We start from the raw sequence: 23777 nt of genomic DNA, 5'->3' as shown, positions 1-23777 counted from the left end.
GGGCCTACGCGGTGGTGCGGGCCAGCAGGACCGCGACGTCGTCCTGGGGGGCGGGGGGCAGCAGCCCCAGGATGCCGTCGCAGAGCTCCTCCAGCGGCCGGGCGGGCCGGCGCAGGGCCCGGGCGAGCCGGTCCATCCCCTCGTCGAGGTCCCGGTCGCGGGCCTCGATCAGGCCGTCGGTGTAGAGCGCCAGGAGGCTGCCGGGGGGCAGCGGGACGGTTTCGGTGCGGAAGGCGCGGCCGCCGGTGCCCAGGGGGGTGCCGGAGGGGCCCCGCAGGAAGGTGACCGTGCCGTCGGCGGCGACCACGGCGGGCGGCGGGTGGCCGGCGCGGGCGATGACGCAGCCGCCGGTGGCCGCGTCGTGGACGGCGTAGACGCAGGTGGCCATCTCGTCCTCGCCGAGGTCGGAGACGACGGCGTCCAGCGAGCGGAGCATCCGCGCCGGCGGCACGTCGTGCCGGGCGAGGGTGCGCACGGCGGTGCGCAGCTGGCCCATGACGGCGGCGGCGTGGATGCCGTGGCCCATGACGTCGCCGATGACCAGGCCGGTGCGGCCGCGGGGCAGCTGGATGACGTCGTACCAGTCGCCGCCCACGTCGTGGTCGCTGGCCGGCAGGTAGCGGCCGGTGAGTTCGAGGCCGGGGACGCGCGGGAGGGCGTGGTTGGTGAGGCTGCGCTGGAGGGTGAGGGCGGCGTGGCGCTGGGTGGTGTACATGCGGGCGTTGTCGATGTTAAGGGCGGCCCGGGCGACGAGTTCGTCGATGAGGACGCAGTCCTGCGCGTCGAAGGGTTCGCGGCTGCGCAGCCGGGTCACGGCGACGGCGCCGAGCACCTTGCCGCGGGCGACGAGCGGCACCATGCGGGCGGAGCCGAGGGTGGCGAGGTAGGCGCGCAAGGCGTCGGCGCGGGGGTCGGTGATCAGGGCGGGGACGTCGGAGGCGTAGAGGTTCATGGGCACGCCGTCGGCGACGACCCGTTCGTAGACCGTCCCGACCGGGATCTGGAAGGTCTGGCCGGCGGCCAGGCGGGCGGTGGGGGCGTCGGGGTCGGGGAAGGAGGCCGCGAGGCGGCGCATGAGCCCCTGGGTGGCGGCGGCGGCCGCGGCGGTCTCGTCGGGGTCGAGGACGGATTCGAGGAGCTGCACGTCGGCCGAGTCGGCGAGCTGCGGGACCAGCAGGTCGACGATCTCCTGGGCGGTGCGGCCCAGGTCGAGGGTGGTGCCGATGCGGGTGCCGGCCTCGGCGAGGAGGGCGAAGCGGGTCCGGGCCCGTTCGGCCTCCAGCTGGGCGCGCTGGCCCTCGGTGATGTCGATGAGGGAGGCGATCAGGCCGAGGGTGCGGCCGGAGCCGTCCAGGAGCGGGGCGTAGGAGCAGGACCAGGTGTGGTCGTGGCCGGGGTCGGCGGGGGTGCGGCCGGTGCGGCGGACGTCGAGCACGGCGGTGCCCCGTTCGAGCACCTGCCGCATGGTGGCCTCCAGGGCGGTGGCGTTGACCCCGGGGACCACTTCGGTGAGGCGCCTGCCGAGGTGCTCGGCGGCGGAGACGCCGTTCATCCGGGCGAGGGCGTCGTTGACGCGCAGGAAGCGCAGGTCGGGGCCGAGGGTGGCGAGGCCGATCGGGGACTGCGTGAAGAGGCTCTGGAGGGCGGCGAGGGAGTCCCGCATGTGCAGGACCTGGGAGGTCTCGACGGCGATGAGCATGGCGCCCCGGCGGCCCCGCGGGTCGGCGGCGGGCACGATCCACATCTCCATGGCGACGCGGTGGCCGTCGCGGTGGCGGACGGGCAGGGTGCCGACGACGGTCTCGCCCGCCTGGACGCGGCGGGTCAGGTCGTCGGCGAGGGCGCGGTTGGCCTCGGGGACGAGGACGGCGGCGCCGGGGCGGCCGAGGACGTCCTCGGGGCGGTGGCCCAGCAGCTCCTGGGCGGCCAGGGACCACTCCACGACGCGTCCGTCCGCGTCCTCCCGCCACAGGGCGATCGGCAGCAGCTCGCGGAGCACGCCCGCGTACCCGACGGCCGCCTCCGGCGGATCGGGCACCCTGCTCGTCGACTGGTACGTGTCCAATGCACCGACCTCACCCCGAGGGGTCCCCTTCGTACCGATTCACCCTATCCGAGGGCTTGGCGCGGGGCGCTGTGGCGAGGTCGGGGAAGGTGCCGGGGGCCGATCCGCTCCCCCGGCACCGGGCGCGCGCCGGTCCCGTCAGAAGTCCACCAGGGCACGGACGTCGGCCCGGCCCACGGACTCCAGCTCCCAGGTCTTGCAGTACAGGCGCCGGATGTACTCGATGTCGGCGTTGCGGGCGGCGGCCTCGCGCACCGGGTACATCACGGTGAGCTCGTACGATCTCTCGCGGTTGATGTCGCCCTCCTTGTCACGCCACTGGCCCCGCCCCTCCTGGAGGGTCAGCCCGGACGGGAACCGGGGGGTGACGACGTCGGCGACGAACTTGTTGAACTCCTCCTCGGTGATCGGCGGGTTCCCGTTGTGCCGGCCCGTGCCGAAGTAGAGGTGCGTGGAGATGTACGGGCTGCCCTGCTCGACGGCGGGCTGTGCGGTCGGGGCGGCGGAGGCGGAGGCCGCGGGCGTGCCGAAGGCGGCCTGCGAGGCCGGGCCGCCGAAGGCGAAGAGGAGGGCCGCCGCGGCCAGCAGGCCGGCCGCGGGGGTGGAGATCCTTGGGGAGCGCATGTCGTCGTCCTGTCTGTGAGGGGTGCGTGTCCGTGTCGCGTCAGGGGGCCCGCCCGGCGGGGTCGGTCCGGGCGGCCGGGGGCCGGTCAGGCCGGCAGGGATTCCCGGAGGAAGGCGGCCGCGTCCCGCAGTGAGGCCGGCGCGCCGGAGCGGCGGTGCAGGGCGGCCGCGGTGGCGGCGAGCGTCTCGGTGGTGCGGGCCGAGCCGATGCCCGCGGCGCGGGGGGCGACCCGTCCGATGAGCTCCTCCGCCTCCCGCCAGGCCCCGGCCCCGGCGAGGGCCGCGAGGAGCTCCGCGGTGAACAGGTGCCGGTAGGAGGGCCCGGGGGCGCCGGCCGCCTCGTACAGCAGGGGGATGGCCCGGTCCCAGCGGCGCAGCCGGGCCTGGACCCAGCCCTGGTGGCCGAGGAGCTCGGTCTGGTCGATCCACCAGGCCCAGTGCGGGTCCCGGCGGGAGATCCCGTCCAGGAAGCGGCTCTGCGCGCGGGCGATCAGCTCCAGGGGCTCCCGGCCGCCGCCGAGCACGGCGATCGCGTGCGCCCGGCGGATCAGGACGAGGCTGGCGACCCGGGCGGGCAGCGGGCGGGGCCCGGCCACCCGGGCGGCCGCGGCGAGGGCGGCGCGCGGCCGGCCGGTGTGGGTGGCGAGCATGCTGTGGTTGAGCAGGGTCAGCCGGGCCGTCCAGCGGTCCCCGCACAGCCCGGCCAGGGCCAGGGAGCGGGCGTTCATCCGGTGGGCGGGGCGGTAGTGGCCCGCGTCGAAGAGGATCCAGCCGATGACCTCGGCCAGCTCGGCGAGGGCGGCGAGCCGGTCGGGGCCGAGACCGCCCAGGGCGGCGGGGTCCGCCGACAGCTGCGGGACCGCGCGCACGGCCTCCCGTACGGCGGGCACGGCGGCGGCCGCGCCCCGCCCGGCGTCGAGGGCCACCAGGCGTGCGACGGTGCGCAGCGCCAGCGGGACCAGGTCTTCGTGGCCGTCGGGCTCCCGCCCGGGTGCCGTCATGACAGCAGGCCGGCGTCGACCGGCCCGGGACGGCCCTGGCTGAGCCGGTTGAACGACGAGGCCACCTGGCTCAGCCACTCCACCTCGTCGCGGAAGTCCTCGTACGGGGGCCGCGCCGGGATCTCGGAGGCGTCGGCGCGCTCGGCCCGCTCCTCGGCCGGCCAGCTCAGGACGGCGCGCACCTGGAGGGCCTCGCCCAGCGGCGAGGTGGGGTCCTCGGGGAGGTCCAGGGAGCGGGCCACGTGCACGAAGTCCTCCAGGGAGAGCGAGGTGCGCAGGATGAGCTGGCCGTCGCGGATCTCGATGACGCGGCGGTAGAGGCTGTAGTGCGGGTCCCGGGGCGGGACCAGGTCGCGCAGCCAGGACCGGGGCGGGTCCAGCGCGATGTCGGGCGAGGCCTGGTAGAGGGCCCACCACAGGGGCCGCAGCCGGCGGTAGGAGCGGTAGGAGCGGGCCCAGCCCCGGGCGCGGGTGATGCGGATGCCCCAGGAGGGGATGGTCCAGCCGGCGATCTGGAGGAGGGCGCCGACACTGCCGGCCGTCCACTGGATGGGGTCGAGGCCGCTGCCGTCGAAATCCAGGCGGGTCCCGGCGATCTGGACGCCGCGGGTCACGCAGTAGACCAGGATCATGCTGGCGCCGACGGTGACGGTGCGCATGCCGACCTTGAGCCACTGGCGGTTCGCCATGGTCGTGAAGCGCAGCGACAGGCGTACGGTCTCGAACTGTCCGACGGCGCAGATCAGCAGGTAGAAGGACATGTAGAGGGCGTATCCGCCGTGCTGGATGCTGAGCAGGATCGTCGAGGTCGCCGTCTCGGAGTGCGCCACCGGTCCGACGGCGAAGGAGGAGACGACGAGCACGGCGAGCGCGCCGCCGAAGACCAGGACGCGGTTGCGCGCCATGCGCCGGGCCTCGGCGGGCGGCGAGGACCAGTAGACGAGGACGACCTGCTGGGCGGCGGTGAGCACCACGACCGCCGCCTGGGTGATCAGCGAGGTGATGTTGGGCAGCCCGAAGAAGGCGGAGATGTGCAGCCGCAGCAGGTCCAGGTCGACCAGGAAGCTGATGCCGGAGCAGAGGAAGTAGGTGCACAGCGCCCACAGGGCGACGTCGTGCCGGCGCCGCAGCAGGTCCGGGAGCCGGTAGGCGAAGGCCGCCAGCCCGACGAAGGCGCAGACCCAGGCGAGGATCGCGTAGATCACGCGGGCCCCTGCTCGGGCCGGCCCAGGCCGCTCTCGATCCGGGCCACGATCTCGGCGGCCTCGTCCGGCACTCCCCAGGCGGGCTCGGTCCAGCGCTTGTTGGCCCGGGCCAGGATCAGGGAGGCCATGGTCTCGGCCTCCTGCTCCTCGTCGTCGCTGTAGCGCGAGCGCATCAGCACGCTGCGGACGGCCTCGGGGTCCACGTCGGAGAACAGCAGGCCCGCCTCCCCCGCCTCTCGCACCTCTCCCGCACCGTCCGGCTCCGGCGCACCGGGGTCGGCCTGGTCCAGTTGCAGGGACCCTTTGTGGTCGAAGGCGATATGGGCGAGTTCGTGGGCGATGATGTGTTCCTTGTGCGACGCCGAGGCCGCCTTCTCGAAGGCGATGATGTCGAAGTCATCCGTTTTCAGCCATATCCCGAACAGGTGGCGTTCGGGGAAGGCCGTCGGAATCAAATGGATCGGACGCCCGCGCTGCGCGCTGAGATAAGCGTGGAGTTCGTCGATGCCGCAGCCGTGCTCCATGCCCCATTCCGCGAGCAGCCCCTCGCAGGTCCGGCGCACCTTCTTCAGGCGACGCCTGAGCGTCCGGTCCTCCGACGCCGGTAACGCGGAGCCAGGTAACTTCATCCCTCAGTCCTCCGGCGAACCCAGCGGTCGACAACGCGGCCATGATGCCATACGGTCAACTCCCCACCGCGCGCGGTGAGTTCTATCCGGCCATTCTCCAGGTGCTTTCGACCGGGGTTAGTCCGCCGCCCGCTCTTCGCACACGGGGAAACGCGCGGGGAAATCCGCGGTGCGCCGGAATTCGGTCTTCCGGCGCACCGGTTCAGCGGCCCGCGAGCACGCCCGCCACTCCGCGGGCGAGGCAGGGGATCCGCCCGGCCTCGATGCCCGCGATGTTGATCCGCCCCGCGGTGGTCCCGTAGATCGCGTACTGCCGGCGCAGCCGGAGCATCTCCTCCGGGGTGAGGGGCAGCATCGAGAACATCCCCCGCTGCCGGGCGAGCGAGGCCGCCTGCGCCTCCCAGCCCAGCTCGCCCAGGTGGGCGGCCAGGCTCGTGCGGTTGGCCTCGATGCGGCCGCGCATGACGTCGAGCTCGGTCCGCCAGGACGTCCGCAGGCCCTCGTCCTCCAGGATGGCCGTGACGACGGCGGCCCCGTGCTCGGGCGGCATCGAGTACAGGGTCCGGGCGGCGTTCTGCAGGGCCGTCTCGGCGTGCCGGACGGCCCGCTCCGAGGCGCCCAGGACGATGGCGCAGCCCGTGCGGTCGCTGTACAGGCCGAAATTCTTCGAGCAGCTCACGGCGACCAGCATCTCCGGCACCCGCTCGGCGAGCAGGCGGGTGGCCCGCAGGTCGGCCTCCAGCCCGTCGCCGAGGCCGTGGTAGGCCAGGTCGACGAACGGCACCCAGCCGTCACGGGCGGCCAGTTCGGCCAGCGCCGCCCAGTCCTCGGGTTCGGGGTCGACCCCGGTGGGGTTGTGGCAGCAGCCCTGGAGCAGGACGACGTCGTCGCGGGCCGCCGCCGCGAGGTCGCGGAGCACGTCCGCGGCGTCGAAGCCGCCCTCGGCGTCGCGCCAGCCGTACGTGCGGACCCTGAGCCCGGCCGCCTCCAGGATGGGGCGGTGGTTGACGTACGCGGGATCGCTGATCCACACCGTGGCCCCGGGGCGGGTGCGGCAGATCAGGTCGGCCAGCAGCCGCAGCGCGCCGGAGCCCGCGACGGTCTGGACGGCCGCGGCGCGGGCGGCCGGGCCCTGCGGGCCGCCGTCGCCGAGGATCAGGGTGAGCAGCGCGCGGTTGAAGGCGGTGTTGCCGGAGAGGCCCCGGTACTCCTTGGACTCGGAGCGCTCCGCCAGCCGGATCTCGGCCTCGCGGACGGCGGCCATGACGGGCGTGCGGCCCGTGTGGTCCCGGTAGACGCCGAGCACCAGGTTCAGCCGTTCGGCCCGCTCGTCGGAGCCGAACTCGTACGTCAGGTCCCACAGCGGGTCGGTGGGCGGCGGGGGGAGGAGCTCAAGCATCTGCGGGGACCTCGGGACGGGGGTGGGCGGACGGACGGGTACGGGCGGCGGGGCGGCGGTTGGCGAGGACGACGCCGACGGTGATGAGGGGGACGCCGACGAGCACGGCGGCGGTCGGGGACTCGCCCAGTACGGGGATGGCGAGCAGGACGACGGCGACGGGGCTGAGGCTGCCGACGACGGAGCTGCGCTCGGCGCCGAGCCGACGGATGGCGAAGGCGTACAGCAGGCCCGCGCAGAGTCCGACGCCGAGCCCCTGCACCACGAGGAACAGGACGATGTCACCGCCGGCGGCGTGCGCGAGGCCCGTGGGGAGGGCCCCGGTGAGGACCAGCAGCGCGATCACGGCGAAGGAGGGCAGGCACAGCAGCCCGATCGACCCGACGGGGTCGAGGTCCACGTCGCGCAGTCCCACGGTGTACAGGGCCCACAGGCCGCTGGCCACCAGCAGGGTGCCGGCCCCCTCCAGCACGTCGGCGTCGACGGGGACCACGTAGCGCCACACGAGGGCGGCCACGCCGGCCGCGATCAGCGCGAGGCCGGCCACCTGGGCGCCGCGCGGGAGGTCGCGGCCGCGGGCCGCCATCAGGGCGGCGACGAAGAGCGGGACCATGCCGGGGACGATCGAGCCGACGAAGGCCGCCGAGGTCAGGGCCCCGCCGTGCATCGCGGCGAGGAAGAAGGGCACCCCGGCCCCGCAGACGATCTTGACCGCGGCGCCGGGGCGGACGGCGGCGATGCGGCGCCGGCGCCGCCACAGGGCGGGGGCCAGGACGAGGACGGGGACGCCGAAGCGCAGCAGGGCGGCGTCGGCGGGCAGCAGGGTGGAGGCGCCGAGGGCGCGGGCGCTGAGCGCGAAGGCGGCCCAGATCGCCACGGTCACCGCGAGGGCCACCATGCCCTCGGCGTGCGGGGAGAGCCCGAACCGGCCGGTGTTTCCGGCCGGCGGGCCCGCCGTGTCGACAGGCGCGGACGCGCCGGTGGTGTGGGTCGCGACCAAGGGATGCACTCCAGCCTGTGAGAGCGGGCCGGTCCGGCCCGTTCACCGGCAACGTTAGGGCGTGGGCCGGGGCAGCCGATTGCCAGTTCTGTCGTTCGGACATACGTTTGGGGCAGGATCTGCCAAGAATCGCCGAGAAAACACCGAGGGACCCCGGGAGTGGCCATGGACGCCGTCGACCTCCAGATCATCCGGGAGCTGCAGGCCGACGGGCGGCTCTCCAACCAGGACCTCGCCGACCGCGTCCGGCTGTCCCCCTCGCCCTGCCTGCGCCGGGTCCGCCGGCTGGAGGAGGCGGGCCTGATCCGGGGCTACACGGCGGTGGTGGACCAGGTCGCCTTCGGGCTGCCGATCACGGTCTTCGTCCGCATCCGCCTGGAGCGGCACACGAAGGAGGCGGTCGCCCAGTTCGAGCAGCACGTGGCGGTGATCGAGCACATCCAGGACTGCTATCTGATGGCGGGCAGCAGCGACTACCTGCTGCGGGTGGTCATCGAGGACCTGGAGGCGTACGAGGCCCTGGTCCGCCACCGGATCCACGCCATCCCCGGGATCGCCTCGATCGAGTCCAGCTTCGCCTTCGGCAGCGTCAAGCAGTCCCGCACCTATCCCCGGCCCACCCCGGGGACAGCCGCCCGGACCCTCTGAGGCCTCCGGCCTCAGCCGTCGCCGCGGAAGTGCGCGACGGCGAAGTCGGCGAAGTCCCGGACGGCGGCGGGTGCGAAGGCGTCCCGGTCGCGCACGAGCCACAGCACCCGCCGGCTGTCGGGGGTGGCCAGCCGGGCCCAGGCCACCGTCGCGCGCGGGCCGGCCTCCCGTGCCATCGCCGGGAGCAGGGCGACCCCCAGGCCCGCGCCGGCCAGGTCGAGGAGGGCGCCGGGCTCGTTCCCCTCGCAGACCACCGCGGGCCGCAGCCCGGCCCGGGCGAACAGCCGGTCGGCGAGCTCCCGCTGCCAGTGACCGGGCCCGGGCGTGAGGAACGGCTCCCCCGCCAGCTCGGCCACGGCCACGTCCTCGCGCCCGGCCAGCCGGTGCCCGGCGGGCACGGCCAGCAGCACCTCCTCCCGGAGCAGCTCCACCGACTCCAGCCCCGGGCCGGCGAGCGGCTCGGAGGCCAGGCAGAGGTCCGCCTCCCGGGTGCGCAGCAGGTGGGCCATCGCGTCGGCGGGGCACTGGCGCAGCCGCAGGTCGACGCCGGGACGGGCGGCGCGGTGGCGCCGGAGCAGGGCGGCCAGGGTCATCAGGGTCTCGGTGGCCACCGTCACGGCGCCGCTTCCGGCGCCGGCCGCCTCCGCCAGTTCGCGGCGGCCGTCCTCCAGTTCGCCCAGGGCCCGGTCGACGCGGCGCAGGAAGGCGGCGCCGTGCCGGCCGAGGCGGATGCGGCGGCCCCGGCGCTCGAAGAGCTCCACGCCGAGCTCGGCCTCCAGACGGGCGATGGTGCGGCTCACCGAGGGCTGCGCCACGCGCAGTTCGGCGGCCGCCCGGCTGATGTGCTCGTGGCGCGCGACGACCTGGAAGCAGCGCAACGCGAGCAGATCCATTCCCCGCCCCCCTCATCACCGTGGAGGCATCTTTTCATGGCCGAACCGGTCTTGGACCGCGCGAAGGGCGCGCCCCTAGCCTGCGGAGCATGACCGAGAACCCCGAGAACACGTACAACCAGGGCCCTGCGCAAGGGAGTTACGTCGAGGCAGTGCTGGAGGTGCTCGCACGCTCCCCCCACCGCCCGGCCCTGGTGCCGGCACGGGGACCCGCCCTGCTCGCCGGGGAGTTCCGGGACGGGGTCCTGCGGACGGCGGCGGAGCTGGCGGAGCGGGGCGTCGGCCGGGGCTCCACCGTCACCTTCCTGACGGGCAACCAGCCCGAGGCGCTGCTCGCCCGGTACGCGGTGAACCTGCTCGGCGCCCGGGTGGTGTTCCTGGGCGGGGGCACGGCCCCGCAGGCGCAGGCCGGGATCGTCGAGAGCGTCGACACCGCCGTGCTGCTGGTGGCGCCGGGCTCGGAGGCCGCCGCCCGGGCGCTGCTCGCCCGGGTGCGCGTGCCCGCCGTCCTGTCGCTGGGCCCGGCGCCGGCCGGCCAGGAGCCGGCCGGCGAGGACCTGACGGCGGCCGCCGCGCTCCGGCCGGCCCTGCCCGTACCGGGCGGGGCGCGCCCGGAGGACGACTGGTGCGTGCGCTTCACCGGCGGCACCACCGGGAACCCCAAGGGCGTCCGGATGGCGCACGGCCCCTACGCCCGGGCGCTCGCCCTCTACGCGGGCCGGATCCCGGCCGGGAGCCGGCCCCGCGCCCTCGCCTGCACCCCGCTCGCGCACATGGCGGGCATCCTCGCGGACATCACCCTCCTCGCCGGCGGCAGCGTCGTGCTGCGGCCCGCGTTCGACGCGGGCGAGGTGCTCGCCGCCCTCGCCCGCGAGCGCGTCACCGACGTCTGGCTGCTGCCGCCCCTGCTCTACGAGCTGCTGGACCACCCGGACCGGCCCGCGGCCGACCTGTCCGCCCTGCGCCGCGTCTTCTACGGCGGGACCGGAGCGTCGGCGGGGCGGCTGCGGGAGGCCGCCCGGGCCCTCGGGCCGGTGCTGCACGGCTGGTACGGGCAGACGGAGGCGGGCAACATCGCCGAGGTGCTGCCGCACGAGCACGGGGTGACGGGCCCCGGCGGCGTGCCGACGGCGGGGCGGGCGGCGCCCGGCGTCGCCATCGAGATCCGCGGCGCCGACGGCGGGCCGCTGCCCGCCGGGCGGGCCGGGGAGATCGTCGTCCGCACGCCGATGGCGATGAGCGGGTACTGGCGCCGGCCCGCGGCGACCGCCGGGGTGCTGCGCGACGGGTGGATCCGTACCGGGGACGTCGGCTGCCTCGACTCCGAGGGCCGCCTGTACGTCCTGGACCGGCTCGGGGAGCAGATCGTGGTGGTCGGCGGGCACGTCCACCCGGCGGAGCTGGAGGAGCTGCTCCTCGCCCATCCCGCCGTCGCCCGGTGCGCGGTGTTCGGGGTGCGCCGTGCGGACGGGAGCGAGGAGGTGCACGCCGCGATCGTCCCGGTGCCGGGGCGGGACGCGGGGCGGGAGGTGGTCCGGGAGTACGTCGCCCGGCACAAGGGGGCGATGTACGCGCCCCGGGCCGTGCACACCGTGGACCGCATCCCGCTCACCGCGGTCGGCAAGCCCGACAAGCGGCTGCTGGCCCGGACCCTGGGCGGTCCGGGGGGACGGCCCGCGGCTCAGGCGTAGCGCTCGAAGAGGGCGTCGAGGTAGCGCTCCAGCCGGTCCGCCATCACCCGCGGGGTGAGGTCGGTCCGTCCCAGCGCGCGCCAGGGCACGGCGACCTTCTCCGCGTCCGGGGCGAAGGCCAGGGCGTCGAGCAGGCGCCAGTAGAGGTGGTCGGCCGGGTCCTCGGCCAGGGTCCCCCCGGCCGCCGTGTAGCGGTCGGCGAAGCCCATGCCCGCGGGCACCCCGTGCAGCAGGGCCAGGGAGGTCGAGCAGTGGGCGACGTCGAGGTCGGCCGGCCCCCAGGAGGTCTCCACCCAGTCGACGACCCCGCTGACGCGCAGGGCCCCGCCGGCCCCCTCGAAGAGGACGTTGCCGGGGTGGAAGTCGCGGTGCAGGAAGCAGGCCCGGTGCTCCGGGGGCCGGCGGCGGATGGCGTCCGCGGCCCGCCGCCACAGCTCGGGCCGCCCGGTGTGCTCCGGCGGGGCGACCTGCTCGGCGGAGGTCCACGCCTGGTAGGCGCGGGGCCGGTCCGCAGCGGGCACCCGCAGCCGGTGGATGCCCAGCAGCTGCCGGGCCATCAGCTCGGCGCGCGGCCCCTGCTCCTCCTCGTCGACGCGCACGGCCCCGGGCAGCAGGGACATCAGCAGGGAGGGGTGGTCGCAGTGCTCCGCCGTCGGGTCCACGGCCACGAGGGAGGCGGCGGGGACGTCCGTGCCGGCGAGCAGCCGCAGGATCGCCGCCTCGCGCGTCAGCAGGCCCTCGGCGTGGCGGAGGTAGAAGGGCCGGACGAAGGACCGCAGCACCAGCGACCGGGGGCCCGCAGCCCCGCCGGCCAGCTCCAGACGGCGCATCCGCGAGGTCCAGCCGCCCTGGAGCGGCGCGGCGCCCCCGATGCGCTCCCCGTCGGGCAGCGTCCCCTCCACCCAGGCGCGGGTCGCCGCCCAGTCCTGCTCCGTCTCCGCGCGCGTCACCATGGCCGCAGCCTAGTTGCACGCAGCACGGACCGCAGGAAAATCGAGGTGACCACGCGGCCCGGGCGCCTAGGCTCACCCCATGCCCGGCTCGGAGATACAGCAGATCAAGACCTTCCTCGCGGCCTTCGCGCGCCGCAAGGCCGCGCGGACCGTCGACTTCCCCGGCGGATTCGCCGCGCTCGACGACGCGTTCCCGCTCTCGCACGGGAACAACCACGCCGTCGTCGACGGTGCGGTCGACCCCGGGGCGCTGCCGGCCCTGGCGGACGAGGTGCTGGGGCACCTGCCGTACCGCCTGCTCACCGTCCTCGACGACGAGGCCGGCAAGGCCTGCGCCGAACCGCTGCTGCGGGCCGGCTACGCGCACTCCGTCTACCTCTTCATGCTGCACGGGGGTCCGGTGCCGGCGGGCGGCGGGGCGGAGGAGGTGGACCTCGACGCGTTCCGCGTGCCGCTCGCCCGGCGCTGGCGCGGGTTCCTGCCCGAGGCCGGCGAGGAGGTGATCCGCCAGCTCGTCGACCGCCGCGAGACCGGCCGGCGCGGGGCCCACACCGTGCAGTTCATCGGCGCCCGCACACCGGAGGGCGAGGTCGCCTCGTGGGCCGACCTCTACCTGGACCCGGCGTCGGGCACGGCCCAGATCGAGGACCTCGTCACCTCCGAACTCCACCTCGGACGCGGCTACGCCGACGCGGTCCTGGCCTCCGCCCTGCGCCGGGCCGCCGACGCACACTGCGCCACCCGGTTCCTGACCGCCGACGCTTCGGACTGGCCGCGCCACTGGTACGAGCGCCGGGGCTTCTCGGTCATCGGCCGGTGCCACGGCTTCGAGCGGACCTGAGGCCGCACTGTCCGGAGGGGTCGGGCGGCAGCTCGGGCAGGTACTGCTCGAAGAAGACCTGCCCGACCAGCTCGCGGCGGGAGCGCACCCCGGTCTTGGTGAACACCGACTTGAGGTGGTCCTGCACCGTCAGCGGGGACAGGGCCAGGCCCGTGGCGATCTGCGCCGTCGACGCGCCGCGCAGCACCTGCCGCAGCACCTGGCACTCCCGCGGGGTCAGCGCGTACGCCCGCAGCAGCGCGGCGATCCGGTCGGGCGGCGAGGCCGGGCCGACGGACAGGGCGATCTGCGGTGAGGATCCCCCCTCCAGGCGCCAGCCCTCGATGCCCGCCCAGCCGCCCGAGCGGGTGGGCACGCACACCCGGCAGCCGCCGCCCGCACTGCGCAGGGCGGCCGCCGCCACCCCGTACGCGGTGGCCGGCAGCCCGGCGGCGCCGGACGCGGGCACCTCGGCCAGCTCGGCGAACCAGGCCCGGGCCGTGGCCGAGGTGGTGAGCACCTCGTACTCGGCGCTGAGCAGGACCATCGCCCGGGCCTGCGGATCGCGGCCGCCCGGCACGGCCGTCAGCGAATCGCGCAGGGCCCGGCCCAGGGGGGCCGAGAGCCGGCCGGCGAGGTCCGTCTCGGCGGCGGAGAACGGCGGCCCGCCGGCGTCGCGGACCATGACCAGCGCGCCCCACACCCGCCCGGCGTCGCGCAGCAGCACCCGCATCTCGTCGCCGAGCCCCTGCGGACGGTAGATGTCGCGGTAGCGGGTGCTGCGTTCGAGCCGGCCGCCGAGTCCGGTGTGGAGGGTCCCCACGGGCGCGGCGCCCGAGCGGGCGAGGGCGGGCATCTGGAGGGCGTCGCCCTCGCGGTACTCGATGTCGAGCATCCGGGGCATCCACTCCGCGCCCACCCCGTGCCGGTAGACGCCGCCGACGTTGAGGAGGGTGTCCGGGTCCAGCAGCACCCCGGCCCACAGCTCGAAGGGGACCGTTCGCGCCAGTTCGGCGGCTGCCGCCTCCAGCACGGGTACGGGTCCGGTCGCGTCCTGCGCGGCCCGGACCGTACGCCGGTACGCGTTCTGCCAGTGCGTGGGGCCGGTCATGGGTCCTCCTGATCGGCCGCCCGGCGGGGCGGCCATGGACCCAGAATCGGCCAGGGCGCTGAACGTTCGCTAAACGCCTCCGGGCGGCGGCCGCACCCCCAGGTTCCTGGGATGGCGCCGCGGGGCCGCCGTCCGCACACTGCGAAGGACCTCCGGGACCGGAGGAGATGCGTGCGGGGGGAACCATGACGGGGAAATCGGCGGGCAGGGGCGTGCTCGACGGGGCGTTCGCGCTGCTCGACGCGCTGCGGCGGGCGGGCGGGGAGGCGGGGCTGACGGAGATGGCCGTGGCCTGCGGGGTGCCGAAGGGGACGGCGCACCGGCTGCTGGAGCAGCTGGCCGCGCTGGGGGCGGTCGAGCGGCACGGGCGGCGGTACGTGCTGGGGCCGGAGCTGTTCCGGCTGGGGCAGTCCTGGCAGCCGTATCCGGGGCTGCGCACGGCCGCCCGGACACCGCTGCTGCGGGTGCGGATGACGACGGGGGCCAGCGCGGTCCTGGTGGTGCTGCGGGACGGGCTGGCGCTGACGGTGGCCTCGGTGCCGGGGCGCGCCGAGCCGCTGGTGCCGGTGCGCGACGGGATGGCCTTCCCGCTCACCACGGCCGCCGGTCTGGCGCTGACCAGCCGGGAGCGGGGTCCGTTCGTGGACCGGGAGGGCGTGATGCCGGGGCTGTGCTGTGCGGCGCTGCCGGTGCGGGGCCGAGGCGGGCGGGTGGTGGCCGCGCTGGCCGCGCTGGCCCCGGCGGACCAGCCGCCGGCCCCGCTGACCGCGGCGGTCGCGGGGGCGGCGGCCGCGGTGGGCGACCGCCTGACCCGCGCCGACGGCCCCTGGCCGGACTGCCCGGCGCAGGCGTACGCCAGCTGGTCACGACTGCTGCGGCGGACCCGGGGCGGGGAGGCGGAGGGCGCCTAGTCCAGGGCGGCCGCGAAGGCCGCGTAGGCGGAGGCGTCGAAGAGGACGAAGCGGACCTCCTCCACCCGGGTGGGGGTGGTGCGGACGGTCTCGATCGCGATGCGGGCGCCGTCGTCCATCGGCCAGCCGTAGATCCCGGTGGAGATGGCGGGGAAGGCGACGGTGCGGGCGCCGAGTTCGTCGGCGACGCGCAGGGATTCCCGGTAGCAGGAGGCCAGGAGCTCCGAGCGGTCCTCCTCGCGGGACCAGACGGGTCCCACGGTGTGGATCACGTGCTCCGCCGGGAGGCGGCCGGCCGTCGTGGCGACCGCCCGGCCGGTCGGCAGACCCTTGCCGTAGTGGGAGCGGCGCAGGTCCTCGCAGGCGGCGAGGATCTCCGGGCCGCCGCGCCGGTGGATGGCGCCGTCCACTCCCCCGCCGCCGAGGAGCGAGGAGTTGGCGGCGTTGACCACCGCGTCCGCCTCCTCGGCGGTGATGTCTCCCTGGACGAGGGTGATCCGGACCATCAGCGTTCCTTTCGCAGGTGGCGCCAGACGGCCTTGGCCGCGTTGTGGCCGGACATGCCGTGGACGCCGGGGCCGGGCGGGGTGGCCGAGGAGCAGAGGAAGACCGCCGGGTGGGCGGTGGTGTACGGGGAGAGGGTGATCCTCGGCCGCAGCAGCAGCCGCAGGCCCGCGGCGGAGCCGCAGGCGATGTCCCCGCCGACGTAGTTGGGGTTGCGGGCGGCGAGCTGCGGCGGGCCGGCGGTGGCGCGGGCGAGCACGAGGTCGCGGAAGCCGGGGGCGAAGCGCTCCAGCTGCCGTTCGACGGCCTCGGTGAGGTCGCCGTCCCAGCCCGCCGGGACGTGCCCGTACGCCCAGAAGACGTGCTTGCCCTCCGGTGCGCGGCCGGGGTCGGCCAGGCTGGGCTGGGCGGTGATGAGGAAGGGGTTGCGGGGGGCGCGGCCGCCGGAGGCCAGCTGGAGGGCGGCGTCGATGTCGCGGCTGCCGGGCCCGATCTGGACGGTGCCGGCGCGGCGGGGGGCCTCGGCGGTCCACGGGACGGGTCCGTCGAGGGCGTAGTCGAGCTTGAAGGCGGCGGTGCCGTACCGGTAGCCGTCGTAGGCCCGGCCCAGGCGGGCGATCCGGGCCAGCGCGGTCGGCGAGGTGTCGAAGACGTACGCGCGGGCCGGCGGGAGGTCGTCGAGCCGCTTGACCTCGAAGCCGGTGTGGACGGCTCCGCCGAGGTCGGCGAGGTAGCCGGCGAGCGCGTCGGAGACGGACTGGGAACCGCCGCGCGCCATCGGCCAGCCGCCCGCGTGCGCGGCCAGCGCGAAGACCAGGGCGACCGCGCCGGTGCCGATCCCGCTGAGCGGGGCCATGACGTGCGCGGCGAGCCCGGCGAGGAGCGCCCGGGCGCGGTCGTCGCGGAAGCGGCTCAGCAGCCAGGTGGAGGGCGGCAGGCCGGTGAGGCCGAAGCGGGCGAGGAGGAGCGGGTCGCGGGGCAGCGCGGTGTTCGGCAGGGACATGAAGTCGCGGGCGAGGGTGTCCCAGCGGCCGAGGTAGGGCGCCACCAGGCGCCGGTACGCGCCCGCGTCCCGGGGCCCGAAGGAGGCCGCCGTCTGCGCGACGGAGCGGGAGAGCACGGCGGCCGTGCCGTCGTCGAAGGGGTGCGCCATGGGCAGTGGGGCGTGCAGCCACTCCAGGCCGTACCGGTCGAGCGGCATGGTCTTGAACACCGGGGAGCCGATGCCCAGCGGGTGCACGGCCGAGCAGGGGTCGTGCCGGAAGCCGGGGAGGGTGAGCTCCTCGGTGCGGGCCCCGCCGCCCACCGACCCGGCGGCCTCGAACACGGCCACCGAGTGGCCCCGGCGGGCCAGTTCGACCGCGGCCGTCAGGCCGTTGGGCCCCGCCCCCACCACGACTGCGTCGAGAATCGACGGCACTTGACAGCTCCTTCGTCCGACGACGGCCACTGCCCCCAGCTTATTGCGCCCGCCCCCGCCCGCTCAGGCCCCGCCGCGCAGCAGCTCGCGGACGCGGACGGCGGTGGCCTCGTCGCGGCCCACCGCGAAGGGCAGCGCGTTGTCCCGGTCGATCCGGAAGGGCACCCGGTCCACCGTGCTCTGCGCGCCGCCCGCCTCGGCGACCAGCAGCAGCCCGGCCGCGTGGTCCCAGGCCGAGGGCCAGGTGAAGGCCAGGGCGTCCATCTCGCCGCGCGCGACCCTCAGGTACTCCAGGCCCGCCGAGCCGCAGGCCCGGGGGGCGACGCCGGGGACGTCGAGCCGGGACAGGAAGCGCCGGTCCTCCTCGGAGGTGTACAGCGGGTGGGCGGTCGCCACGCGCAGGTCGGCGCCGGGCTCCGGCGAACCGCTGTGGATCCGCTCCCCGTTGACGTACGCGCCCTGTCCGCGCACGGCGGTGGCCAGCACCTCCAGGGCCGGCGCGTAGGTCCAGGAGGCGAGGATCTCGCCGTGCCGGGCGAGGGCGACGAGCGTGCAGAAGTGGGGGTCGCCCTCCACGAACTGCCGCGTGCCGTCGACCGGGTCGACGATCCACACGGGTGCGTCGCCGCGCAGCGCCCCGTAGACCGCGGGGTCGGCGTGCACGGCCTCCTCCCCGACGACGGCGGAGCCGGGCAGCAGCCGGGTCAGGGAGGCCGTGAGGTGCTCTTCGGCCTTGCGGTCGGCGACGGTCACCAGATCGTGCGGGCCGCTCTTCTGGTCGACCTCGTGCTGGGCGAGCTGCCGGAACCGCGGCATGATCTCGACCGCCGCCGCCTTGCGGACGGCCTCTTCCACGTCGGGCAGGCCCTGGGCCAGGAACTCATCGATCATGCCCCCATCACATCACGGCGGGCCGCCGAACCCCACCGACGGCCCGGGGCGGCCGGCCGGACACCGGGTGACGCCGGGGTGAACCCGGCCGGCCGCGGGGCCCCGGGTCCGGCGGCCGGGACGAGGGACGGCGGAGTCCCGCTGGAGCGGCCGCTCGGGGCCGCGGTTCCTGGGTATGGCCCCCGCATGAGCTCTGTAGGCCCCGCCAAGGGGTACACCCGCGACAGCCGCTACATCACCACCCGGATCACCGCCGACGGACGCGACGGTTTCCCGGTGGAGCCCGGCCGCTACCGCCTCGTGGTGAGCCGCGCCTGCCCCTGGGCGCACCGCACGGTGATCACCCGGCGGCTGCTGGGCCTGGAGAAGGCCCTGCCCATGGCGATCGCCGGGCCGACGCACGACAAGCGCAGCTGGACCTTCGACCTGGACCCGGAGGGCCGTGACCCGGTGCTGGGGATAGAGCGGCTCCAGGAGGCGTACTTCGCCCGCTTCCCCGGCTACGACCGGGGCATCACCGTGCCCGCGATCGTGGACGTGCCGAGCGGCGCGGTGGTCACCAACGACTACGCGCAGCTGACCCTCGACCTGTCCCTGGAGTGGACGGCGTACCACCGCGACGGGGCGCCGGACCTGTACCCGGCCGCGCTGCGGCCGGAGATCGACGAGGTCGGCGAGGAGATCTACCGGGACGTGAACGACGGGGTCTACCGCACCGGGTTCGCCAAGTCGCAGGAGGCGTACGAGGAGGCGTACGGGCGGCTGTTCGCCCGCCTCGACCGGCTCTCGGAGCGGCTGGAGCGGTCCCGCTACCTCGTCGGCGACAGCATCACGGAGGCGGACGTCCGGCTGTTCACCTCGCTGGTGCGCTTCGACGCCGTCTACCACGGCCACTTCAAGTGCAACCGGCAGAAGCTGACCGAGATGCCGGTGCTGTGGGCGTACGCCCGGGACCTCTTCCAGACGCCCGGCTTCGGGGACACGGTCGACTTCGACCACGTCAAGCGGCACTTCTACGTGGTCCACGCCCACATCAACCCGTCCGGGATCGTTCCCGCGGGCCCCGACCCGTCGGGCTGGCTCGAACCCCACGGCCGGGAGGCGCTGGGCGGGCGCCCGTTCGGGGACGGCACCCCGCCGGAGCCGCCCTCCCCCGCCGAGACCGTCCCGCCCCTGCGACCGGCGTCACACCCCTGACACGGGCCGGCGGGCCCGGCGCCCGCCGGCGGGCGCCGGGCGTCAGGCGAACAGGGGGATGACGTCGGAGCCGTACGCGTCGATGGCCGCCTCCCGCGCGTCGTGCATGGCGTAGACGGCGAACTGGTCGACGCCCAGGTCGCGCAGGGTGCGCAGTTTCTCGACGTGGGCCCCGGCCGGGCCCAGCAGGCAGAAGCGGTCGACGATCTCGTCCGGGACGAAGTCGGTGGAGGGGTTTCCGGCGCGGCCGTGGTGGCTGTAGTCGTAGCCCTGGCGGGCCTTGATGTACTCGGTGAGTTCGTCGGGGACCATGCCCGAGTGCTCGCCGTAGCGGGAGACGAGGTCGGCCACGTGGTTGCCGACCATGCCGCCGAACCAGCGGCACTGGTCGCGGGCGTGGGCCAGGGCGGCCGGTGAGTCGTCGGCCGTGACGTACGCGGGGGCGGCGACGCAGATGGTGACCGACTCCGGGTCGCGGCCCGCCTCGGCGGCGGCCCGGCGCACGGCCTTGACCATCCATTCCGTGAGGAAGGGGTCGGCGAGCTGGAGGATGAAGCCGTCGGCCTTCTGGCCGGTGAGGGCGAGGGCCTTCGGGCCGTAGGCCGCCATCCAGACCGGGAGCCTGCCGTCCTTGATCCACGGGATGCGGAGCGGCTTGCCGTCGACCTCGGCCTCGCGGCCCTCGGCGAGGTCGCGGATCACCTCGATGGCCTCGCCGAGGCGGGCCAGGGTGTTGGGGGCGCGGCCGGCGACGCGCATGGCGGAGTCGCCGCGGCCGATCCCGCAGACCGTGCGGTTGCCGTACATGTCGTTGAGGGTGGCGAAGGTGGAGGCGGTGACCTCCCAGGTGCGGGTGCCCGGGTTGGTGACCATCGGGCCGATGTGCAGCTTCTGCGTGTTGGCGAGGATCTGGCTGTAGATGACGAACGGCTCCTGCCACAGCACGGCGGAGTCGAAGGTCCATCCGTAGCGGAAGCCGTTGCGTTCGGCGCGCTTCATCAGGCTGATCACCTGCGAGGCGGGCGGGTCGGTCTGCAGGACGAGACCGAAGTCCATGCGTCGCTCCTTGCTGGGGAGTACGGGCGCCGGGGCGTGCGGGCCCCGGGCGCCGCCTAGAGGTACTGGCAGGTGGAACGGTGGACGAAGGCCCCGTGGCCGGCGCGGCCCGTGTACGCGCGCCGGTCGATGACGAGTTCGCCGCGCGAGAGGACCGTGTCGACGCGGCCGGTGATCCGCCTGCCCTCGTACGCGGAGTAGTCCACGTTCATGTGGTGGGTCTCGGCGGAGACGACCTGCTCGGCGTGCGGATCGTAGAGGACGATGTCGGCGTCGGAGCCGGGCGCGATGGTGCCCTTCTGCGGGTAGAGGCCGAACATCCGGGCCGGCGTGGCGCAGGCGATCTCGATCCAGCGGCGCCGGCTGATGTGCCCGTCCAGGACCGCCTGGTGCAGGAGGTCCATCCGGTTCTCCACCCCCGGCAGGCCGTTCGGGATCTTGGAGAAGTCGCCCCGGCCCAGCTCCTTCTGCCCGCGGAAGCAGAAGGGGCAGTGGTCGGTGGAGACCACCTGGAGGTCGTTGGTGCGCAGCCCGCGCCACAGGGCCGCCTGGTGCTCGCGCGGCCTCAGCGGGGTGGAGCACACGTACTTGGCGCCCTGGAAGTCCGGCTCGGCCAGGTTGTCGGTGGACAGGAACAGGTACTGCGGGCAGGTCTCGCCGAAGACCGGGAGCCCCTTGTCGCGGGCCGCCGCCAGTTCCGCGACCGCCTCCTCGGCCGACACGTGGACCACGTACAGCGGGGAGCCGGCGACCCTGGCGAGCTGGATCGCCCGATGGGTGGCCTCGGCTTCGAGGAGGACCTTGCGGACCTCGCCGTGGTGGCGGGGGTCGGTCTCCCCGCGGGCGAGGGCCTGTTCGACGAGGACGTCGATGGCGATGCCGTTCTCGGCGTGCATCATGATCAGCCCGCCGTTGCCGGAGGCCCGCTGCATGGCCCGCAGGATCTGCCCGTCGTCGCTGTAGAAGACGCCCGGGTAGGCCATGAACAGCTTGAAGGAGGTGATCCCCTCGCTGACGAGGAGGTCCATCTCCTTCAGGGTGTGCTCGTTGACGTCCGAGAGGATCATGTGGAAGGCGTAGTCGACGGCGCAGTTGCCGTCGGCTTTGGCGTACCAGGTGTCGAGCCCCTCCCGCAGGGATCGGCCCACGCTCTGGACGGCGAAGTCGACGATGGTGGTGGTGCCGCCCCACGCCGCGGCCCGGGTGCCGGTCTCGAAGGTGTCGGAGGCGGAGGTGCCGCCGAACGGCAGCTCCATGTGGGTGTGGGCGTCGACGCCTCCCGGGATGACGTACTTCCCGCTCGCGTCGATCGTGCGGTCGGCGGTCCAGGCCCCGGCGGCGGCCGAGCCGGTGGCGGCGAGGGCCGCCACGCGGCCGTCCTCGACGAGGACGTCGGCGTGCAGCTCGTCGGCGGCGGTGACGACCAGGCCGCCTCTGATCAGGGTGCGGATGCTCATGTCGGTCCCCTACTCGATGCTGCGGAGCGCCTGTCCGAGGATCTCGGCCCCCTCTTCCGCCTCGGCGACGGTGAGGGAGAGCGGCGGCGCGATGCGCAGCACGCTGGTGTCGTGCCCGCCGCCCTTGCCGATCAGCAGGCCGCCCGCCCGGGCCGCCTCCAGGACCGCGGCGGCCGCCTGCGGGTCGGCGCGGTCGGTGCCGGGCTCGGTGATCTCCAGACCGGCCATCAGGCCCCGGCCGCGGACCTCGCGGACGGCGGGCGAGGCGGCGGCGAGGGCGCGCAGCCGCTCCAGGAGGAGGCCGCCGACGCGGCGGGCGTTGCCCTGGAGGTCGTGTTCCAGGAGGTAGGAGAGGTTGGCGAGGCCGGCCGCCATGGTGACGGGGGAGCCGCCGAAGGTGGAGATGGAGTTGGAGTCGAGGCAGTTCATCACCTCGGCGCGGGCCACGACCCCGCCGATGGACATGCCGTTGCCGATGCCCTTGGCGAAGGTGAGCACGTCCGGCGGGCCGCTGCGCGCGTGGGCCTGCCAGCCCCAGAAGTTGTCGCCGGTGCGGCCCCAGCCGGTCTGCACCTCGTCGCTGATCCAGAGGATGCCGTGCCGGTTGAGGACCTCGCGGAAGGCCCCGTACAGCCCGTCGGGGGGTGAGGTGAACCCGCCGACGCCCTGGATCGGCTCCGCGATGAGGGCGGCCACTCCCCCGCGCGCCTGGCCGAGCACGTCCTCCAGGTCGGCGACGGCCGCGGCGGTGAAGGCGGCGTCGTCGAGGGCGGCGAAGGGGCCGCGGGTGCGGACGGCGCCGTGGACGTAGTACGTCTGGAGCGGGGACAGGCTGGTCGGGGACCAGCCCCGGTTGCCGGTGATGCCGACGGTGGAGAAGGACCGGCCGTGGTAGCTGTTGCGCATCGCCAGGATCTGGTTGGAGCGGCGGTACGTGGTCGCGAGCAGCAGGGCGGCGTCGTTGGCCTCGGTGCCGGAGGTGGTGAAGAAGACCCGGGCGTCCGGGATGCCGGACAGGGCGGCGATCCGTTCCGCCAGCTCGATCATGGGCCGGTTGAGGTAGAGGGTGGAGGAGTGGATGATCCGCCCGGCCTGCTCGGAGACGGCCTTGGTGACCTCCGGCAGGGCGTGGGCGGTCATGGTGGTGAGGATGCCGCCGAAGAAGTCGAGGTAGCGGTTCCCGTCGGCGTCCCAGACGTGGCGTCCCTCGCCGTGGGTGAGCTCGATGGGGCGGTCGTAGTAGAGCGCGAGCCAGTCGGGCAGGACGGTGCGGTGGCGGCTGTGCAGGGGGGTCGGGTTGGTCACGGCTGAACCAGTCCTCCGTAGGCGTCGGGGCGGCGGTCGCGGTAGAAGGCCCACTGCTCGCGGACCTCCTTGATCAGGTCGAAGTCGAGGTCCCGGACGAGGAGTTCCTCCTCCTTGTCGCTGGCGACCTCGCCGACGAACTGGCCGCGGGGGTCGACGAAGTAGCTGGTCCCGTAGAAGTCGTTGTCGCCGTACTCCTCCTGGCCGACGCGGTTGATGGCGGCGATGAAGTACTCGTTGGCGACGGCGGAGGCCGGCTGTTCCAGCTGCCACAGGTACGCGGACAGGCCCCGGGAGGTGGCGGACGGGTTGTAGACCAGCTGGGCCCCGGCCAGGCCGAGTTGGCGCCAGCCCTCGGGGAAGTGGCGGTCGTAGCAGATGTAGACGCCGACGCGGCCGACGGCAGTGTCGAAGACCGGCCAGCCGAGGTTGCCGGGGCGGAAGTAGTACTTCTCCCAGAAGCCTTTGACCTGCGGGATGTGGTGCTTGCGGTACTTGCCGAGGTAGCTGCCGTCCGCGTCGATGACGGCGGCGGTGTTGTAGTAGAAGCCCTCGCCCTCCTTCTCGAAGACGGGGACGACGATGACCATCCCGGTCTCGCGGGCCAGTTCCTGCATCCGGCGGACGGTGGGGCCGTCGGGGACGGGCTCGGCCCAGCGGTAGTGCTCGGGCTCTTGGACCTGGCAGAAGTAGGGGGCGTTGAACACCTCCTGGAAGCCGATGACCTTCGCGCCCTGGGCGGCCGCCCGGCGGGCGTGCGCCTCGTGCTTGGCGATCATCGACTCGGTGTCTCCGGTCCAGGTGGCCTGGACGAGTGCGGCGCGGACGACTTGGGCCATGAGCTGCTCCTCGCGACGGGAACGCCGACTTCTACGCACGTAGACGGTGTCCGTAGGGAGTCGAAGGTAGGCCCCGTCACAGCGTGGGGCAAGACCACCTTGCGCGGTTGGAGTAGTCGATCAAGTTACGTCGCCACACGGTCGATTGCGGTCATCGG

At 74.8% G+C, this 23777-nt stretch carries 22 protein-coding genes; 5 read left to right on the top strand and 17 right to left on the bottom strand.

All coding sequences use genetic code 11. The features are described 5' to 3' along the window. Positions 1 to 4: 4 nt before the first annotated feature. The 7 genes from AB0469_RS21230 to AB0469_RS21200 form a co-directional block, all read right to left on the bottom strand. Positions 5 to 2065 carry a SpoIIE family protein phosphatase gene (locus AB0469_RS21230; protein ID WP_366452965.1) on the bottom strand — a complete coding sequence of 687 codons (2061 nt, stop codon included), beginning with the start codon at positions 2063 to 2065 and terminating at the stop codon, positions 5 to 7. 138 nt (positions 2066 to 2203) lie between these two features. After that, on the bottom strand, positions 2204 to 2689 hold the full coding sequence (locus AB0469_RS21225; protein WP_366452964.1) for a DUF3574 domain-containing protein: 486 nt from the start codon (positions 2687 to 2689) through the stop codon (positions 2204 to 2206). 86 nt (positions 2690 to 2775) lie between these two features. Further along, positions 2776 to 3690 (bottom strand): DNA-binding protein, encoded by a 915-nt coding sequence (locus AB0469_RS21220; RefSeq protein WP_366452963.1) that lies wholly within the window; start codon positions 3688 to 3690, stop codon positions 2776 to 2778. Further along, positions 3687 to 4895, bottom strand: a complete 1209-nt coding sequence (locus AB0469_RS21215; RefSeq protein WP_366452962.1) for an MAB_1171c family putative transporter — start codon at positions 4893 to 4895, stop codon at positions 3687 to 3689. The genes AB0469_RS21220 and AB0469_RS21215 overlap by 4 nt, the downstream gene beginning before the upstream one ends. Then, entirely contained in the window at positions 4892 to 5524 is a 633-nt protein-coding gene (locus AB0469_RS21210) for a hypothetical protein (protein WP_366452961.1), read from the bottom strand. Before AB0469_RS21210 ends, AB0469_RS21215 begins: the two co-directional genes overlap by 4 nt. A 202-nt stretch (positions 5525 to 5726) precedes the next feature. Continuing rightward, positions 5727 to 6923 (bottom strand): aromatic amino acid transaminase, encoded by a 1197-nt coding sequence (locus AB0469_RS21205; protein WP_366452960.1) that lies wholly within the window; start codon positions 6921 to 6923, stop codon positions 5727 to 5729. Then, positions 6916 to 7923 (bottom strand): DMT family transporter, encoded by a 1008-nt coding sequence (locus AB0469_RS21200; protein ID WP_366452959.1) that lies wholly within the window; start codon positions 7921 to 7923, stop codon positions 6916 to 6918. The genes AB0469_RS21205 and AB0469_RS21200 overlap by 8 nt, the downstream gene beginning before the upstream one ends. Before the next feature lie 165 nt (positions 7924 to 8088). Between AB0469_RS21200 and AB0469_RS21195 the strand changes: the two genes are divergently transcribed. Then, positions 8089 to 8571: an Lrp/AsnC family transcriptional regulator gene (locus tag AB0469_RS21195; protein ID WP_366452958.1), complete on the top strand. Its 483-nt coding sequence runs from the start codon at positions 8089 to 8091 to the stop codon at positions 8569 to 8571. 11 nt (positions 8572 to 8582) lie between these two features. On the opposite strand, the gene AB0469_RS21190 is transcribed toward AB0469_RS21195, so the two are convergent. After that, positions 8583 to 9464 carry a LysR substrate-binding domain-containing protein gene (locus AB0469_RS21190; protein WP_366452957.1) on the bottom strand — a complete coding sequence of 294 codons (882 nt, stop codon included), beginning with the start codon at positions 9462 to 9464 and terminating at the stop codon, positions 8583 to 8585. A gap of 89 nt (positions 9465 to 9553) precedes the next feature. On the opposite strand from AB0469_RS21190, the gene AB0469_RS21185 reads away from it, so the two are divergent. After that, positions 9554 to 11155, top strand: a complete 1602-nt coding sequence (locus AB0469_RS21185) for an AMP-binding protein (protein ID WP_366452956.1) — start codon at positions 9554 to 9556, stop codon at positions 11153 to 11155. On the opposite strand, the gene AB0469_RS21180 is transcribed toward AB0469_RS21185, so the two are convergent. Further along, positions 11146 to 12108, bottom strand: a complete 963-nt coding sequence (locus tag AB0469_RS21180) for an aminoglycoside phosphotransferase family protein (RefSeq protein ID WP_366452955.1) — start codon at positions 12106 to 12108, stop codon at positions 11146 to 11148. The two genes, AB0469_RS21185 and AB0469_RS21180, sit on opposite strands and share 10 nt — an antisense overlap. Before the next feature lie 79 nt (positions 12109 to 12187). Here AB0469_RS21180 and AB0469_RS21175 point away from each other — a divergent pair, with 79 nt between their 5' ends. Further along, positions 12188 to 12949 carry a GNAT family N-acetyltransferase gene (locus tag AB0469_RS21175; RefSeq protein ID WP_366452954.1) on the top strand — a complete coding sequence of 254 codons (762 nt, stop codon included), beginning with the start codon at positions 12188 to 12190 and terminating at the stop codon, positions 12947 to 12949. Here AB0469_RS21175 and AB0469_RS21170 read toward each other — a convergent pair. Next, positions 12915 to 14039, bottom strand: coding sequence for a helix-turn-helix transcriptional regulator (locus AB0469_RS21170; protein WP_366452953.1), 1125 nt, complete (start codon positions 14037 to 14039; stop codon positions 12915 to 12917). The two genes, AB0469_RS21175 and AB0469_RS21170, sit on opposite strands and share 35 nt — an antisense overlap. 185 nt (positions 14040 to 14224) lie before the next feature. On the opposite strand from AB0469_RS21170, the gene AB0469_RS21165 reads away from it, so the two are divergent. Next, complete coding sequence (locus AB0469_RS21165; protein WP_366452952.1) at positions 14225 to 14950, top strand: helix-turn-helix domain-containing protein; 726 nt, start codon at positions 14225 to 14227, stop codon at positions 14948 to 14950. Here the strand turns inward: AB0469_RS21165 and AB0469_RS21160 are convergent. The 3 genes from AB0469_RS21160 to AB0469_RS21150 all read right to left on the bottom strand — a co-directional run bounded on the left by AB0469_RS21160 (position 14947) and on the right by AB0469_RS21150 (position 17765). Then, positions 14947 to 15456, bottom strand: coding sequence for an O-acetyl-ADP-ribose deacetylase (locus AB0469_RS21160; protein WP_366452951.1), 510 nt, complete (start codon positions 15454 to 15456; stop codon positions 14947 to 14949). The two genes, AB0469_RS21165 and AB0469_RS21160, sit on opposite strands and share 4 nt — an antisense overlap. Continuing rightward, positions 15456 to 16874, bottom strand: a complete 1419-nt coding sequence (locus tag AB0469_RS21155) for an NAD(P)/FAD-dependent oxidoreductase (RefSeq protein WP_366452950.1) — start codon at positions 16872 to 16874, stop codon at positions 15456 to 15458. The genes AB0469_RS21160 and AB0469_RS21155 overlap by 1 nt, the downstream gene beginning before the upstream one ends. A gap of 63 nt (positions 16875 to 16937) precedes the next feature. Then, on the bottom strand, positions 16938 to 17765 hold the full coding sequence (locus AB0469_RS21150; protein ID WP_366452949.1) for an inositol monophosphatase: 828 nt from the start codon (positions 17763 to 17765) through the stop codon (positions 16938 to 16940). A gap of 186 nt (positions 17766 to 17951) precedes the next feature. Here AB0469_RS21150 and AB0469_RS21145 point away from each other — a divergent pair, with 186 nt between their 5' ends. Beyond that, on the top strand, positions 17952 to 18962 hold the full coding sequence (locus tag AB0469_RS21145; protein ID WP_366452948.1) for a glutathione S-transferase C-terminal domain-containing protein: 1011 nt from the start codon (positions 17952 to 17954) through the stop codon (positions 18960 to 18962). A gap of 42 nt (positions 18963 to 19004) precedes the next feature. Here the strand turns inward: AB0469_RS21145 and AB0469_RS21140 are convergent, their stop codons facing one another. From AB0469_RS21140 to AB0469_RS21125, 4 genes are read right to left on the bottom strand one after another with little or no spacing between them, the layout of a single operon-like run. Beyond that, positions 19005 to 20018, bottom strand: a complete 1014-nt coding sequence (locus AB0469_RS21140; RefSeq protein WP_366452947.1) for a TIGR03842 family LLM class F420-dependent oxidoreductase — start codon at positions 20016 to 20018, stop codon at positions 19005 to 19007. A 56-nt stretch (positions 20019 to 20074) separates the two neighbouring features. Further along, positions 20075 to 21475 carry a dihydropyrimidinase gene (gene hydA / locus AB0469_RS21135; RefSeq protein WP_366452946.1) on the bottom strand — a complete coding sequence of 467 codons (1401 nt, stop codon included), beginning with the start codon at positions 21473 to 21475 and terminating at the stop codon, positions 20075 to 20077. 9 nt (positions 21476 to 21484) lie between these two features. Next, positions 21485 to 22780, bottom strand: coding sequence for an aspartate aminotransferase family protein (locus tag AB0469_RS21130; RefSeq protein ID WP_366452945.1), 1296 nt, complete (start codon positions 22778 to 22780; stop codon positions 21485 to 21487). Then, on the bottom strand, positions 22777 to 23619 hold the full coding sequence (locus tag AB0469_RS21125; protein ID WP_366452944.1) for a nitrilase-related carbon-nitrogen hydrolase: 843 nt from the start codon (positions 23617 to 23619) through the stop codon (positions 22777 to 22779). Before AB0469_RS21125 ends, AB0469_RS21130 begins: the two co-directional genes overlap by 4 nt. Positions 23620 to 23777: the final 158 nt, after the last annotated feature.

This window comes from Streptomyces sp. NPDC093801, assembly GCF_040701585.1.
Classification (GTDB): Bacteria; Actinomycetota; Actinomycetes; order Streptomycetales; family Streptomycetaceae; genus Streptomyces.
This window is presented reverse-complemented; position numbering and strand designations above follow the sequence as displayed.

Bases quoted from the DNA above. Each gene is read 5' to 3' on its own strand.
- AB0469_RS21225 (WP_366452964.1), bottom strand. From the start codon at position 2,689: ATGCGCTCCCCAAGGATCTCCACCCCCGCGGCCGGCCTGCTGGCCGCG.
- AB0469_RS21220 (WP_366452963.1), bottom strand. From the start codon at position 3,690: ATGACGGCACCCGGGCGGGAGCCCGACGGCCACGAAGACCTGGTCCCG.
- AB0469_RS21210 (WP_366452961.1), bottom strand. From the start codon at position 5,524: ATGAAGTTACCTGGCTCCGCGTTACCGGCGTCGGAGGACCGGACGCTC.
- AB0469_RS21205 (WP_366452960.1), bottom strand. From the start codon at position 6,923: ATGCTTGAGCTCCTCCCCCCGCCGCCCACCGACCCGCTGTGGGACCTG.
- AB0469_RS21195 (WP_366452958.1), top strand. From the start codon at position 8,089: ATGGACGCCGTCGACCTCCAGATCATCCGGGAGCTGCAGGCCGACGGG.
- AB0469_RS21190 (WP_366452957.1), bottom strand. From the start codon at position 9,464: ATGGATCTGCTCGCGTTGCGCTGCTTCCAGGTCGTCGCGCGCCACGAG.
- AB0469_RS21185 (WP_366452956.1), top strand. From the start codon at position 9,554: ATGACCGAGAACCCCGAGAACACGTACAACCAGGGCCCTGCGCAAGGG.
- AB0469_RS21180 (WP_366452955.1), bottom strand. From the start codon at position 12,108: ATGGTGACGCGCGCGGAGACGGAGCAGGACTGGGCGGCGACCCGCGCC.
- AB0469_RS21175 (WP_366452954.1), top strand. From the start codon at position 12,188: ATGCCCGGCTCGGAGATACAGCAGATCAAGACCTTCCTCGCGGCCTTC.
- AB0469_RS21170 (WP_366452953.1), bottom strand. From the start codon at position 14,039: ATGACCGGCCCCACGCACTGGCAGAACGCGTACCGGCGTACGGTCCGG.
- AB0469_RS21165 (WP_366452952.1), top strand. From the start codon at position 14,225: ATGACGGGGAAATCGGCGGGCAGGGGCGTGCTCGACGGGGCGTTCGCG.
- AB0469_RS21160 (WP_366452951.1), bottom strand. From the start codon at position 15,456: ATGGTCCGGATCACCCTCGTCCAGGGAGACATCACCGCCGAGGAGGCG.
- AB0469_RS21150 (WP_366452949.1), bottom strand. From the start codon at position 17,765: ATGATCGATGAGTTCCTGGCCCAGGGCCTGCCCGACGTGGAAGAGGCC.
- AB0469_RS21145 (WP_366452948.1), top strand. From the start codon at position 17,952: ATGAGCTCTGTAGGCCCCGCCAAGGGGTACACCCGCGACAGCCGCTAC.
- AB0469_RS21140 (WP_366452947.1), bottom strand. From the start codon at position 20,018: ATGGACTTCGGTCTCGTCCTGCAGACCGACCCGCCCGCCTCGCAGGTG.
- hydA (WP_366452946.1), bottom strand. From the start codon at position 21,475: ATGAGCATCCGCACCCTGATCAGAGGCGGCCTGGTCGTCACCGCCGCC.
- AB0469_RS21125 (WP_366452944.1), bottom strand. From the start codon at position 23,619: ATGGCCCAAGTCGTCCGCGCCGCACTCGTCCAGGCCACCTGGACCGGA.